15 protein-coding genes and 1 pseudogene are annotated in these 12,899 nt (G+C 69.4%); 7 read left to right on the forward strand and 9 right to left on the reverse strand.

Annotation, left to right across the window (positions count from 1 at the left end):
* The 3 genes and pseudogenes from DM816_RS34140 to DM816_RS34150 form a co-directional block, all read right to left on the reverse strand.
* Nucleotides 1–642 (reverse strand): annotated as a pseudogene (locus DM816_RS34140) (glycosyltransferase family 4 protein); the annotation flags it as partial.
* Nucleotides 639–1,016: a 6-pyruvoyl trahydropterin synthase family protein gene (locus tag DM816_RS34145; RefSeq protein ID WP_117214596.1), complete on the reverse strand. Its 378-nt coding sequence runs from the start codon at nt 1,014–1,016 to the stop codon at nt 639–641. The gene DM816_RS34145 and the pseudogene DM816_RS34140, both read right to left, overlap by 4 nt.
* A gap of 4 nt (nt 1,017–1,020) precedes the next feature.
* Nucleotides 1,021–1,992, reverse strand: a complete 972-nt coding sequence (locus DM816_RS34150; RefSeq protein WP_117214597.1) for a zinc-dependent alcohol dehydrogenase — start codon at nt 1,990–1,992, stop codon at nt 1,021–1,023.
* A gap of 34 nt (nt 1,993–2,026) precedes the next feature.
* Between DM816_RS34150 and DM816_RS34155 the strand changes: the two genes are divergently transcribed.
* The gene (locus tag DM816_RS34155) at nt 2,027–2,695 is read left to right on the forward strand and encodes a CDP-alcohol phosphatidyltransferase family protein (RefSeq protein WP_117214598.1); all 669 of its coding nucleotides are present in this window, start codon (nt 2,027–2,029) and stop codon (nt 2,693–2,695) included.
* On the opposite strand, the gene DM816_RS34160 is transcribed toward DM816_RS34155, so the two are convergent.
* The 3 genes from DM816_RS34160 to DM816_RS34170 are packed head-to-tail and all read right to left on the reverse strand — an operon-like array spanning nt 2,674 to nt 4,102.
* Nucleotides 2,674–3,417, reverse strand: coding sequence for an FkbM family methyltransferase (locus DM816_RS34160; protein WP_117214599.1), 744 nt, complete (start codon nt 3,415–3,417; stop codon nt 2,674–2,676). The genes DM816_RS34155 and DM816_RS34160 overlap by 22 nt on opposite strands.
* A gap of 10 nt (nt 3,418–3,427) precedes the next feature.
* Entirely contained in the window at nt 3,428–3,640 is a 213-nt protein-coding gene (locus DM816_RS34165) for an LPXTG cell wall anchor domain-containing protein (protein ID WP_117214600.1), read from the reverse strand.
* 27 nt (nt 3,641–3,667) lie between these two features.
* Nucleotides 3,668–4,102, reverse strand: a complete 435-nt coding sequence (locus tag DM816_RS34170) for a bestrophin-like domain (protein WP_162908111.1) — start codon at nt 4,100–4,102, stop codon at nt 3,668–3,670.
* A 29-nt stretch (nt 4,103–4,131) separates the two neighbouring features.
* Here DM816_RS34170 and DM816_RS34175 point away from each other — a divergent pair, with 29 nt between their 5' ends.
* The 4 genes from DM816_RS34175 to DM816_RS34195 all read left to right on the forward strand — a co-directional run bounded on the left by DM816_RS34175 (nt 4,132) and on the right by DM816_RS34195 (nt 7,021).
* The gene (locus DM816_RS34175; protein ID WP_117214602.1) at nt 4,132–4,512 is read left to right on the forward strand and encodes a hypothetical protein; all 381 of its coding nucleotides are present in this window, start codon (nt 4,132–4,134) and stop codon (nt 4,510–4,512) included.
* A 695-nt stretch (nt 4,513–5,207) separates the two neighbouring features.
* A complete protein-coding gene (locus tag DM816_RS34185; RefSeq protein WP_117214609.1) occupies nt 5,208–6,596 on the forward strand; it encodes a diguanylate cyclase in 1,389 nt (462 codons plus the stop codon).
* 51 nt (nt 6,597–6,647) lie between these two features.
* The gene (locus tag DM816_RS34190) at nt 6,648–6,824 is read left to right on the forward strand and encodes a CsbD family protein (protein ID WP_117214604.1); all 177 of its coding nucleotides are present in this window, start codon (nt 6,648–6,650) and stop codon (nt 6,822–6,824) included.
* A complete protein-coding gene (locus DM816_RS34195) occupies nt 6,821–7,021 on the forward strand; it encodes a hypothetical protein (protein WP_117214605.1) in 201 nt (66 codons plus the stop codon). The genes DM816_RS34190 and DM816_RS34195 overlap by 4 nt, the downstream gene beginning before the upstream one ends.
* On the opposite strand, the gene DM816_RS34200 is transcribed toward DM816_RS34195, so the two are convergent.
* Nucleotides 7,022–8,641, reverse strand: a complete 1,620-nt coding sequence (locus tag DM816_RS34200) for a RecQ family ATP-dependent DNA helicase (RefSeq protein ID WP_117214610.1) — start codon at nt 8,639–8,641, stop codon at nt 7,022–7,024. It abuts the gene before it with no gap.
* A gap of 25 nt (nt 8,642–8,666) precedes the next feature.
* Between DM816_RS34200 and DM816_RS34205 the strand changes: the two genes are divergently transcribed.
* Nucleotides 8,667–9,596, forward strand: coding sequence for an acyl-CoA dehydrogenase family protein (locus DM816_RS34205; protein ID WP_117214606.1), 930 nt, complete (start codon nt 8,667–8,669; stop codon nt 9,594–9,596).
* Here the strand turns inward: DM816_RS34205 and DM816_RS34210 are convergent.
* Both DM816_RS34210 and DM816_RS34215 read right to left on the reverse strand, forming a co-directional pair.
* Nucleotides 9,576–10,631 (reverse strand): aspartate-semialdehyde dehydrogenase, encoded by a 1,056-nt coding sequence (locus DM816_RS34210; protein WP_117214607.1) that lies wholly within the window; start codon nt 10,629–10,631, stop codon nt 9,576–9,578. The two genes, DM816_RS34205 and DM816_RS34210, sit on opposite strands and share 21 nt — an antisense overlap.
* Before the next feature lie 4 nt (nt 10,632–10,635).
* Complete coding sequence (locus tag DM816_RS34215; protein ID WP_117214608.1) at nt 10,636–11,901, reverse strand: aspartate kinase; 1,266 nt, start codon at nt 11,899–11,901, stop codon at nt 10,636–10,638.
* A 338-nt stretch (nt 11,902–12,239) separates the two neighbouring features.
* On the opposite strand from DM816_RS34215, the gene DM816_RS34220 reads away from it, so the two are divergent.
* Nucleotides 12,240–12,899, forward strand: a 660-nt coding sequence (locus DM816_RS34220; RefSeq protein ID WP_162908112.1) for a hypothetical protein, incomplete at its 3' end; no start/stop codon positions are given.

Genomic DNA, 12,899 nt, shown 5'->3' on the forward strand with positions numbered 1-12,899 from the left:
CGCATCGGCGTAGCAGGCATCGAGGTCCGCACCCCTGCGCGGGCCGGCGAAGGTGATCCGCTCAGCCATGCTTCTCCCGCCCCCCAGCCCTTCGGGCCCACCCCCCTTGCCGTGCTCCCGCGTCTGGCGGAGCAGGCGCTCCACGAATTCAGGTTCCCGGTTCAGCGACCCGATACACATGCAGTCCCACTCCAGGTCGGCCACCTTGGCCAGGGCCTCCACGAGCACGTCGTGTCCCTTGTGCCGGGCGACAACCCCCACGCACAGCAGCCGCGCACCCGCCTCGGAAGGCGTGGCCGGCACGGCGGGATCCACCCCCGGCACCGCCACGTGCACCCGTTGCGGGTCCAGCCCCTGCGTGGCGAGCACGTGCCGCCGGCACCACCGGCTCGTCGTGATCACGGCAGCCGCGCTGGACGGCACGCCCAGCGGCATGTGTAACAGCACCACCGTCCGAAACCGCTGCGCCTCAACGCAGGACGCAACGATGCCGTCGACGAGCACGAGTGCACCGGCGGGCGGCGGGTCGAAACTCACCGTCCACCCCAGTGATTCCAGCCCGGCCCGGACTCGAAGGTCGTAAATGTTGCCGCCCGTCGGCGCGGACAGGTCGTCGGGTACCACGAAATAGACGGTCTTCATAATGCCCGCTCATACGAAGCCCAGGCGACGTGCGACTCGTGCAGCGTGACGGTGATGCCGGTCAACCCCTGACCCGCCATGCGCGCGGCGAGCCGGTCGGCGATGTGGCGCGCGAGCACCTCGGTCGTGGTGTTCACGCCCGCGAACGCCGGCTCGTCGTCGAGATTGCGCAGGTTGAGCTCGCCCACCACCTCGTTCAGCTGCCGCGCGGCCAGCGCGATGTCGACCACGATGCCGTCCGCGTCGAGGTCGGTCCGCTTGAAGGTCGCGTCGACCACGAATGTCGCGCCGTGCAGGCGCTGCGCGGGCCCGAAGACCTCGCCCCGGAAGCTGTGCGCGATCATCATGTGGTCGCGAACCGTCACGCTGAACACTTATTCATTCTCCGTCGTAGGTGATGAGGTGGCACAGCGAGTCCCGGTCGCCGGCGGCCATGGCCGCCAGCACGTCGGGCAGCTGATCGAACGGGGATTGCCCGGTGATGAGCGCGTCGAAGACGGGATCGCGCAACAGGTCCAGCGCCAGGGCGAGCCGCTGTGCGAAGGTCCGGTCCGGCCGGGCGACCGTGCCGACCTGGCTGCCGCGGATGCTCAGCCGCCGGGAGTGAAACGCCCCGCCCAGCCGCAGGCCGACCTCGCGATCGCCGTACCAGCTCAGCTCGACCACCCGCCCCTCGGGCGCGAGCAACTCCAGCGACAGCTGGAGCCCGGCCGCAGTCGCGCTCGCGTGCACTACCAGGTCGCGCCCGTGCAAGGCAGCTTCCGGCAACGCGAACGGCACGCCGAGAGCGCGGGCTACACCAACACGCGCCGGATTGACGTCCACCAGCTCCACGGACACGCCCGGGAAGCGGGCCAGAAGCGCCGCCACGCTGCAGCCGACCATCCCGCCGCCGACGACCGTGACACGGTCACCGATCAACGGGGCGGCATCCCACAGGGCATTGACGGCCGTCTCCACGGTCCCCGCGAGGACCGCCCGCCCGGCGGGCACCCCCTCGGGAAGCACGCTCACCGCACCCGCAGGCACCACATAGGCCGTCTGATGTGGATAGAGGCAAAAGACCTCGCACCCCAACAGATCCGGGGGCCCGTCCTGCACCACGCCGACGTTGAGATAGCCATATTTCACCGGGCCTGGGAAGTCGCCCTCCTGGAACGGCGCCCGCATCACACCCCACTGGCTCTGCGGCACCTCGCCGCGGAAGACGAGGGTCTCGGTCCCGCGGCTGATCCCCGAGAAGAGAGTCTTGACGAGTACCTCTTCCGGCCCACGATCCGGCAACTCCACCGGACGGATCTCACCTGCGCCCGGCGAGTTGACCCAGAATGCGCGCGCGTGATACGTCATCGGCCTCCCTTCCACCCAAAACCACGGAGGTAGCGTGCCGCCGGTTCGACCGGTCCCAATAATCGGGTTCATCGGCCAGGCCACGGGACTGGCAGCCCTCGCCGCGACGACCGGTCTCGGCCCCGCCGGATGGGCCACGGGCACCGCCTATGGGCTCGTGCTGGGCGTGCTGCTCGCGCCGCATCGGTTTGGCCCGGCCGACTGGGTCACGCTCGCGCGCGCTCTGCTCGTCGGATGCGTGGCCGCGCTGACCGCCGACGGCTTCACCCGGCCCGTTCCGGTGCCCGCGCTGGTCGGGATCGCCGTGGTCGCGCTGTGCCTCGACGCCGTGGACGGCCAGATCGCCCGGCGCAGCAACACGGCGTCGCCGTTCGGCGCGCGCTTCGACATGGAGGTGGACGCGTTCCTGATCCTCGTGCTTTCCGTGCTCGTCGCACCGGACGTGGGCTGGTGGGTGCTCACGATCGGGGCGATGCGCTACCTGTATGTGGCGGTGAGCTGGACCCAGCCGTGGATGCGCCACCGGCTCCCGCCCCGCTACTGGCGCAAGGTGGTCGCGGCGATCCAGGGCATCGTGCTCGCGTACGCCGCGGCTGGTCTTCCCGTCGCCGGCCCCGCGCTCGTGGTCGCGCTCGCGCTGCTTGTCGAGTCGTTCGGCCGCGACGTGGTGTGGCTGTGGCGTCACCGGGCCCGCCTGGCGTAGACGTCGCCGGACCTGCCCAGCGGGCGGTGTCGCTCCAGCAGCTCGACCAGCCCGGCCGCGTCGAGCCACCGTCGGCTGGCCAGGCGCATGGTCTCCACGGGCGCGTAGTTGTATCGATAGGCGCCCAACCGCTCGACCAGCTGCAGGGCGGTCAGCGCGGCTTCGTGGGCGGGTGGCAGGTACTCGAAGGAAAGGGCTTGAAGCGGCCGGGAAAGTCCTTGCAGCACCTCGACCTCGAAGCCCTCCACGTCGATCTTGCAGAAGGCCGGTTCGCCGTGCGCGGCGATGAGCGCGTCGAGCGTCACCACCTCGACCTCCACGGACCGATCCCAGCGCACGGCCGCGAACCGCTCATCGGCCGCCGTCACCGACTCGATCCAGTTCACGGACATGGACGAGACCGTCGGCGTCGCACTCGACACCGCGATCCGCGCCCGCCCCGGCCGCGCGCCCACGGCCAGGGGCACGACGGTCACCCGCCGATTGCGCCCGAACAAGAGCTTGAGCACGCGCACAAAGTCAGGCTGCGGTTCGATCGCGATCACCCGGGCGCCCAGCCGCGACCACGCCCGCACCCGGCTGCCCACATGCGCGCCGATGTCGAACCCGATGTCGCCCGGTCCGAGAAACTGCCGGTAGAACCGCACCATCCGGCGCTGTCTGCCGGGAATCCCGTGATACATGGCCAGGGATCGGGCGATCCCCCAGGCGCGGGCGAACAATGCGTGCGCCCTAGCGACGCCGGCGGCGGCTGGCCCAGATCGCCCCGCCACCGAGGATGAGCAGGGTCAGGCCCGCGAAGGCGACCATGCTGATCTTCACGCCGGTGTTCGGCAGGAGGCCGGTCTCGTCCAGCGGCGCGGGGCCTTCGCCGGCGTATGCGGGAACGGCGATCGCCAGACAGGTGACGACGGCGCCCGCGGTGAAGACGGCAAGCCTGCGCATAGGCAGTGAACCTACCTGTCCCACGTGCTATCCGCCACGTGCCATCTGCCCGAACCGTGCCAACACGTACTCGAACGCCCCCAGCCGCGCCTCCCGCGCCTCGGCGAGCACGTGATCGGCGTACTCCCGGGCCGGCTGCTGGATCTGCGCGCCCTGCGGGCCGGGGAGCGTGCCGGCGTAGCGATACTGCTCGACGAGCGCGTGCGCCTCGCGGTACACCTCCGCCTCGGTCGAGCTGTTGCCCTGCCAGACATCGATGACCACGAACGCGAGGGCGATGGCGTAAAGCACGCCGATCACGGCGAACACGAAGCCGATGGCCTCGAACTCGGCCTCGCGCTTCTCCTGCGGGAGAACCCGCTTGATCACGTATACGAGACCCGCCGCCACCAGGCTGACCAGGATGACCAGCACCACGCCCGACACGATCCACTGCACACCGATATGAACTGTCGCCGTCACGATTAGTGACGATCTTTCGTTGGTACCCGGTGAGGCGCGCACTGATCCTCCTGCCGCCACTGTTGGCCGTGTTCTTCGCGCCATCACCCGGGCACGCGGCGTCCTTTTGCGACGGTCACGCGTACGTGAGCCTTGGCACACAACTGCTCCGCTTCGACCCCACGAGCGGGGCCACGACACCGGTGCGCGGGCTGCCCAACGAGATCAACGCGATCGCGGCGCACGGCGACGCGCTGTACGCGATCGCGGACCCCGGCGGGCGGGCGATCAAACTGGCCGCGGACTGGCCGCCGATCGCGACGGCCGCCTGCTCACGCTGTCCACGCACGGGTCGCGCACCGCACTGGTCGCCATCGACCCGCGCACCGGACAGGTGCCACCGCTTGCCGAGTCGCCGGGCTGCCCGGTGACTCGGTCTTCGGCGCGATCTGGTTGCACGGCAACGACCTTTACCCTGGCACAACACCACGAACACGATCTATGCCGTCGGCCTCACGGCACCCGGCACCGCCCGCCTGGCCCGTGCCGGGCTTCAGCCGAGCAACGCGGGCGACGGTCTCGACGCGGCCGCATGCGAGCCCACGCCCGCGCCCGCGCTCAGCCTCGCCTTCGCCTTCGCCTTCGCCTACGCCTTCACTTTCGCCTTCATCTTCACTCTCGCCCTCACTCCCACCTTCACCCTTCGCTCTCACCCAGCGAGCCGGCCCTGCCCGCGGTTTCTCCTGTGACGATGGCCACACCAGCTCCGGCAGCTACCGTCGGGCAGCCTGTGCCGCCGCCCACACCACCGGCAAGGCCGACCCCGCGGACCACCGCCGGCCCGCGCCCAGTTCCCGCACTGCGTCACCGAATGGTCCAGTCGGCGGCCGAGCGGAAGGAAGAAAAGACGCCGCACCGTCACATCGCGGTGGCCGCCGGGGTCTTCGCTCTGGCCGTGCTGCTCTCACTACGTGGCAATGGCGTTCGCAGGGGCCGATGAGGCAATCACACTGTGGGTAAGCTCGTCCATGACCATCCCCTACCCGGTGCACCACTCCCCATCCGATAACCCTCAGTAACCGGAAACCCCTCAGTGCCCCTGACCGACATCATCGCTGATGTGACAATGTCGCTGCGGCGTAGCCACAGCGCCGTTGACGCGTGCAACGCCACGCTTGCCGTGCTCAGCCGGCGCAGCTCGGGCGGCGCCCTGATCGCTGCGCTGCTGCACGTCCAGGATCGACTGCGCTGTGTCGCCGCCACCGGTTCGTGGCAGGTCTATTCGTCGGTGCCGCTCGGGCGCGGGGTCGTGGGCCGGGTCTATGCCACCGGAAAGCCGGTCACCCTGCCCGACGTGTCGGCCGACCCCGACTACGTGGAGCTCGGCAAGGAGGTGCTGGCCGAGATCTGCGTGCCCGTCCTCGACCGCGCCGGGCAGCCCATCGGCGTGCTCAACGCCGAGTGGACCAGCGCGATCCCGCTCGACGGCTGGGAAGACCTGCTCAGCGAGGTCGGCCAGCTGCTCGGGGCGCGGGTCGAGGAGCTGGGCGGACCGCCGCCCGAGACGCGCGGCGAGCAGCTGCTGCGGCACTCGATGGCGCTGACCGAGGCCGACACCGACATCGAGGTGCTCACGCGCGCCTGCCGCGCCGCGCGGGAGGTCACCGGCCTGGCCGCGGCCGTGCTGCTGCGCTCGACCCCGGCCGGGGTGATGCTCGCGGCCAGCTCACCCGAGCAGCGCGATCGCCCGCTGGTCGCCCGCCTCGCGCACACGGCGCCGGAGCGCCTGAACACGCTGGTCGAACTGGCCCGCCGGCACGGGGCCGCATACTCCATCGGCGATCCGGCGCTGCTCAACGCGCGCGGGTTCGAGGCGCTCACCGACTCCGGCGTGCGCACGATGATCGCCGTTCCGCTGGGCAGCGCCACCGTGTCGGGCGCGCTGATCGCGCTCGACGAGTCGGTCAGCCAGCCCGAGCCCGCGATGGTCAACCTGCTCGAACTGCTCGCCGCGCAGGCGGGCACGTGCCTGGAGAAGCTTTCCAACCTGCGCGCGCTGCACCGCCAGGCCAACTCCGACCCGCTCACCGGTCTTGGCCACCGCGGCCCGTTTGACGAACGCCTGGCCAACGCCATGCCGGAGCGCACCGCCCTGCTCGCGATCGACGTCGACGAGCTCAAGGCCCTCAACGACTCGCAAGGGCACGAGGCGGGCGACCGGCTGCTGGTCGAGCTCGCGGGGGCCCTGCAGGGCGCGCTGCGCCAGGGCGACGAGCTGTTCCGCATCGGCGGTGACGAGTTCGTCGCGGTCGTCGACGTGCCGTCGGCCGGCATGGCGATCGCCGTGGCCGAGCGCCTCAACGAGGCGGCACGGGCGGTGGGCGGCACCGTCAGCATCGGTGTCGCCGTGCAGGGTGCCACCGAGACCTCCGCGCAGACGCTGCGCCGCGCAGACAAGGCCCTCTACGCGGCGAAGCGGTCGGGCCGCAACACCGTGCGATTCTCCTCCTCCTGAACCCCTCGCCGCTCAGGTTTCCATGGGTGTGAATCCGGGCAACTTCAGAGCATGGGTGACATGAAGAACAAGGCCGAAGAGCTCAAGGGCACGGCCAAGCAGAAGATAGGTGACGCGACGGACAACGAGAGCCTTGAGGCCGAGGGCGCCGCAGAGCGGGCGAAGGCCAAGGCACAGCAGGCGGTCGAGGACGCGAAGGACGCGGCGCGCGACGCCTTTAACCGATGATTGCCTTTTCCCTGTCCGGGTACCTGTGCAACATGTACCCGGACAGGGAAAGTGTTGAGCGCCTCGACGCCGACCGGGGGCAGGACGAGGCGCTGCTCGCCGCGCGTGGCCGGACGGACGCCGACCACCTCGGCGCCGAGGAGCGGCCCGACGGCGAGCCCGATGACGAGGCGCAAGCCCAGCGCGACGAGGGTTGATTACACGGGCGCCAACAGGTTGCGCGCTTTGATCGCCTTCAGCGAGAGGGTGCGGTAGCCGACCTCCTCGAACAGCACGGTGATCCGGTCGTGCTCCTCCCGCATGACAATCCCCGCCCCCCACTGCGCGTGAGTAACCCGGCTCTGCACGGCAAAACCCGTGTCCGCGTCTTCCGCCGCGGCCGAACCGTCCTCACAGTTGTCACACGAGCCGCACAGGCCGGGCAACTCCTCGCCGAAATAGCCGAGCAGGAAATGCCGCCTGCAGTCCTCCGTTTCGGCGTATCCCCGCATCATCTCCACGCGCGTCAGCTCGACCGTGCGCATCTGCTCGGCCTCCTCGGCCGCGGCCGCGACGGCCTCTTCCAGCCCCAGCGAGAGCCAGCGCAGCCCGTCGCGCCCGGACTCCACCGCGCCCGCCTGCTGCAGCAGGTTGGCCGAACGCGTGACCCGCGCCCGGCTCACGTCGATCTCCTCCACAATGTCCTCAATGGACACCGGTTTGCCGCCCACCGCCCGCACAGCGGCGGCCACCCGCGTCAGGAGCTCCTCGTCCACGTTTCCCGACGAGAAGAAGCGCGGCAGGCGCAGGTCTTCCGGGCGGAAATACAGGATCGCCGCGGCGGGCTCGCCGTCACGACCCGCGCGCCCGATCTGCTGGTAGTACGAGTCCAACGACTCGACCGGTGCCGCGTGCACGACAAAGCGAACGTTGGGCTTGTCGATGCCCATGCCGAAGGCCGACGTGGCAACGATGATGGCGTTGTCCGATTGCAGGAACGCGTCGTGCACTTCGGCGCGCTGTGCGGCCGGAAGGCCGGCGTGATACGCATATGCCTCTTCGCCCTCCTTGCGCAGGGCCTCCGCGTACTCCTCGGTCTCGTCGCGGGTCTGCACATACAGCAGGCCGGGCGGGTCGAGCGCGATGATCCGGTCGATGATCTCGCGCCGCTTCTCCCGCGCGGTGATCTCGCGGGACACCTCAAGCCGGATGTTGGGCCGGTCGAAGCCCTTGACCACCTGCACCGGGTCGCGCATCTTGAGCCGCTCCAAGATGTCTGCGCGCACCGGCGGCGAGGCCGTCGCGGTCAGCGCGAGCACCGTCGGGTGGCCCAGCCGCTCGATCGCCTCACCCAGCCGCAGATAGTCGGGCCGGAAGTCATGCCCCCATGAGGAGACACAGTGCGCCTCGTCGACGACGAACAGCGAGGGCTTCGCCTCAATCAGCTCGGCGATGACCTCCGCCTTGGCCAATTGCTCGGGCGTGAGGAACACAAACTCGGCCCCACCGGTCTGCAGCGCCTCGAACGCCGCCTCGTTGGCGGACTCCGATTTGGACGAGTTGACCACGTGCGCTTCGGCCGCGCCCTTGGCCATCAGGCCCTTGACCTGGTCGCGCTGTAGGGCGATCAGCGGAGACACCACGATCGTGGTCCCGGTCAGCAGCACCGCGGGCACCTGATAGATCGCCGACTTGCCCGAGCCGGTCGGCGACACCACCAACGTGTCGTGCCCGGCCATGACCTGGCCCATCGCCTCGACCTGCGCCGGACGCAAAGCCTCCCACCCGAACAACCGCTTCGCCGTGTCCTGCAACCGATCCACATCTGCCGCGCGCATCGGCACAGTCTGCCATGGTTACCCCATGGACACCGAAACGATGCGGACGCGGGCCCAGCGCCTGGCCGATGACGTGCTCTTTCCCGCCGCACTGGAGGTAGACCGGGCCGACCGCGTGCCCGAATCGCATTTTCGCCGACTCGCAGACGGCGGTTTCTACGGCATCGCGACGAGCCTGCCCGAGATGGCCGATGCCATGCCGATCGTCGAGGCGCTGGCGTCCGGCTGTCTGACGACGACATTCGTGTGGATCCAGCATCACGGCCCGGTCTTCGCCGCCCCGGCCGCCATGAAGGCCGCGCTGGAGAAGGGCGAAATGCGGGGCGGCATCGCGCTCGCGGGCGCCCGCGGCGGCCTGCTTAACGCGTCCAAAGTGGACGGCGGCTATCTGCTCGACGGCACGGTTCCGTGGGTCACCGGCTGGGATCTGGTGCACGTGGTGCAGGTGGCCGCGCTCGACGGCGGCGAAATCGCGTTCTTTCTCATCGACGCGTTCGCTTCCGACAGCCTGCTCGCCGAGCCCGTCCGCCTCGTCGCCGCCAACGCGAGCCGCACGGTGACCCTCCACTTCAGACAGCACTTCGTGCCGGAGGACCGGTTCACGGGGACCCAGCCCTACGTCGAATGGCAGCGCAACGAGGCGCCGGGTTCGGCGATCAACGGCTTTCTCGCCCTCGGCGTGGCGCGACGGTGCAGCATGCTGACGGACGGCGGGTTTGAATCCGAGATCGAGGCGTGCCGTGCGCTTCTGCTCGGCCCGGACATCCCCGAGGCCCGCGCGACAGCCTCAGAGCTGGCCATCCGGGCGGCCCAGACCCTGATCGTCCACATCGGAAGCCGCTCGGTGCTCATGGAAAACCACGCCCAGCGCCTCATGCGAGAGGCCGCGTTCCTCTTGGTGTTCGGAACGCGGCCTCTCATCAAGGAACGGCTGCTAGGCAAACTCTCCCGCTAGCACCTCGGCGATCTGGGCCGCGTTGAGCGCGGCGCCCTTGCGCAGGTTGTCGCACGTGACGAAGAAGTCGAGTGCGCGCGGGTCGTCGACCGCGCGCCGGATGCGCCCCACCCACGACGGGTCGGTGCCGACCGCGTCGATGGGCATCGGGAACTCACCGGACGCCGGGTCGTCGACCACGATCACGCCGGGCGCGCCGCGCAGCACCTCGCGCGCGCCGTTGGCGTCCACTTCGGACCCGAACACGGCGTGCACCGCGACGGAGTGCCCGGTGACCACGGGCACGCGCACGCACGTGGCGCTCACCTTGAGATCGGGCAGGCCCAAGATCTTGCGGGACTCGTTGCGCATCTTGAGCTCCTCGCTCGACCAGCCCTGGTCCTTGAGCGAGCCGGCCCACGGCACCACATTGAGCGCCAGCGGGGCGGGGAACGGCCCGAGGTCCTCGCCCACGGCGTGGCGCACGTTGCCGGTGCGCTGGCCGAGCTGGCGGTCGCCGGCCACCTTGACGATCTGGTCGTACAGCGTTTCGGCACCGGCCACACCCGCGCCCGAAACCGCCTGGTATGACGCGAGGACGAGCTCCTTGAGCCCATATTCCCGGTGCAGCGGCGCGATCGCGACGATCATCGCGAGCGTGGTGCAGTTGGCGTTGGCGATGATGCCCTTGGGCCGGTTGCGCACCTGCTCCGGGTTGATCTCCGGCACGACCAGCGGCACATCGGGATCCATCCGGAACGTGCCGCTCTTGTCGATGACCACCGCGCCGCGCGACGCGGCGATCGGCGCCCACACGGCCGAGACCTCGTCGGGCACGTCCATCATGGCCACGTCGACGCCGTCGAACGCCTCCTCCGACAGCGCGATGACCGTGACCTCCTCGCCGCGCACCATGAGCTTGCGCCCGGCCGAGCGCGGGGAGGCGATGAGCCTGATTTCACCCCAGATGTTGGCCCGGCTGGACAGGATGTCGAGCATGACCGTGCCGACGGCACCGGTCGCGCCGACCACCGCCAGGGTGGGACGTCTACTCATCAGGTCACCTTCCCGTTCCGGCGTAGACGACGGCCTCGCCGTCTCCGCCCAGTTCAAATGCCTCGTGCACGGCCCGTACGGCCTTGTCGAGCTCCGTGTCACGGCAGACTACCGAAATCCGGATCTCGGATGTCGAGATGATTTCGATGTTCACTCCTGCTTTGGCAAGCGCCTCGCAGAAGGTCGCCGTCACACCGGGGTGGGAGCGCATGCCCGCCCCAACCAGGGAAACCTTGCCGACATGGTCGTCGTAGAGCAGGCCCTTGAATCCGACCCTTTCCTGGATCTTCTGCAGCGCGGCCATGGCCGCCGGGCCGTCGTCCTTGGGCAGCGTGAAGGAGATGTCGGTGCGCCCGCTCGCCTCCGTCGACACGTTCTGGACGATCATATCGATGTTGATCTCAGCGTCGGCCACCGCGCGGAAGATCGAGGCCGCCTCGCCCGGCTCATCCGGGACCGAGACGATCGTGATCTTCGCTTCGCTCCGGTCGTGCGCCACACCGGTGATCATTGCCTGTTCCACGGGGAGAGCCTCCATCGATCCGGACACCATCGTGCCCGCCTTTTCCGAATATGACGAGCGCACATGCAGCGGCACGCCGAACCGCCGGGCATATTCCACGCTGCGCAGATGCAGGATCTTCGCGCCGCACGCGGCCAGCTCCAGCATCTCCTCATAGGTAATCTGGTCGATCTGCCGGGCGTTCTTGACGATGCGCGGGTCGGCGCTGAACACCCCATCGACGTCGGTGTAAATCTCGCACACGTCGGCCTTGAGCGCGGCCGCCAGCGCCGCGGCCGTGGTGTCGGAGCCGCCCCGGCCCAGCGTCGTGATGTCCTTGGTGTCCTGCGAGACGCCCTGGAAGCCCGCCACAATCACGATCGCGCCCTCGTCGAGCGCGCCGCGCAGCCGGCCCGGCGTCACATCGATGATCCTCGCCTTGCCGTGCGAGGCGGTCGTGATGACACCGGCCTGCGAGCCGGTGTATGAGCGAGCCTCGTATCCGAGGTTGTGAATGGCCATGGCGAGCAGGGCCATCGATATCCGCTCGCCCGCCGTCAGCAGCATGTCGAACTCGCGGCCCGGCGGCAGCGGGCTCACCCGGTGCGCGAGATCGATCAATTCGTCGGTCGTGTCGCCCATCGCGGACACCACCACGCAGACGTCATTGCCTGCCTTGCGGGTCGCGACGATCCGCTCCGCGACGCGCTTGATCCGCTCGGCGTCGGCAACCGAGGATCCGCCATACTTCTGCACCACCAAAGCCACGCCAACAGCTTAATGGCGATCCGGCGGGCACTCTCCGTGTCAATCTCACGCTTCGGGCCCAGATGAAAAAACGTCATTTGGGGGTACCGGTTACGGCGCGCATCTGCAGGAGCGAACCTCGCTGCACGGGAAGAATTTGCGATGTGACCCGCGACACGGTGATTCCGGCAGCCGACTCCAGCCGCGCAACAGCACGGCTTCGCCTGAACGGAGTTTCAGTCCTCTACGCAGCGGCTGGCATCGGACGCTGCGCGCCGACTCCAGCCGCGCAACAGCACGGCTTCGCCTGAACGGAGTTTCAGCGGGGCTGCAGGCGGCAGGGGGGTCAGAATGTGCAAGTGATTCGCCCGCTCGCCCTCCCCCTGGTGGTCGCATTGCTGTTTGCCCAGGCCGCGTGCGGCGCGGGGCCCGTACCGGGTGCTCAGCCCACCCAGGGCGGGCCTTCGGCCGTACCCCCTAATGAGCAGCCCAGGACGCAACTCGCCGCACGGGCGGCCGCGGCGAAGGACCTCCGGCAGGCCGCCCTCTACACCTTGAAGAGCCCCGGCCGCCCGGACCGCACGGTGTCGGTCCAGCGGGCGACCGATGGATCCTGGCGGGTCGATGTGCCGGGCGGCGCGCATGACGGCGCGGTCGATATCGCGCTTGTCTTCACCGGCGGCATGCTGCACCAATGTGCCCTGCCGACGGGCGCCGAGCCGCGCTCGGGCTGCGTCAAACTCGACGGCGGCCTGCCCAAGACGTCCGACCCGAAGCTCTCGCACCTGTTCACCGACTGGCTGGACCTGTTCACGGAGCTGCGCCAGGCGCTGTCGGTCAGCGTGCTGCCGAAGCCGCTGGAGGGCGCGACCGGCGACTGCTTCGCCATCGAGTCGTCGGCGGTGTCGCTGCAAATGCCGCTCGACGCCGGAATCTATTGCTACGAAAGGGACGGCACGCTCTCGGCGGCGAAGTTCGGCGGGAGCACGATGGTGCTGAGCGGCCGCCCGGGCCCCGCG

This window comes from Allorhizocola rhizosphaerae (assembly GCF_003426775.1).
Classification (GTDB): domain Bacteria; phylum Actinomycetota; class Actinomycetes; order Mycobacteriales; family Micromonosporaceae; genus Allorhizocola; species Allorhizocola rhizosphaerae.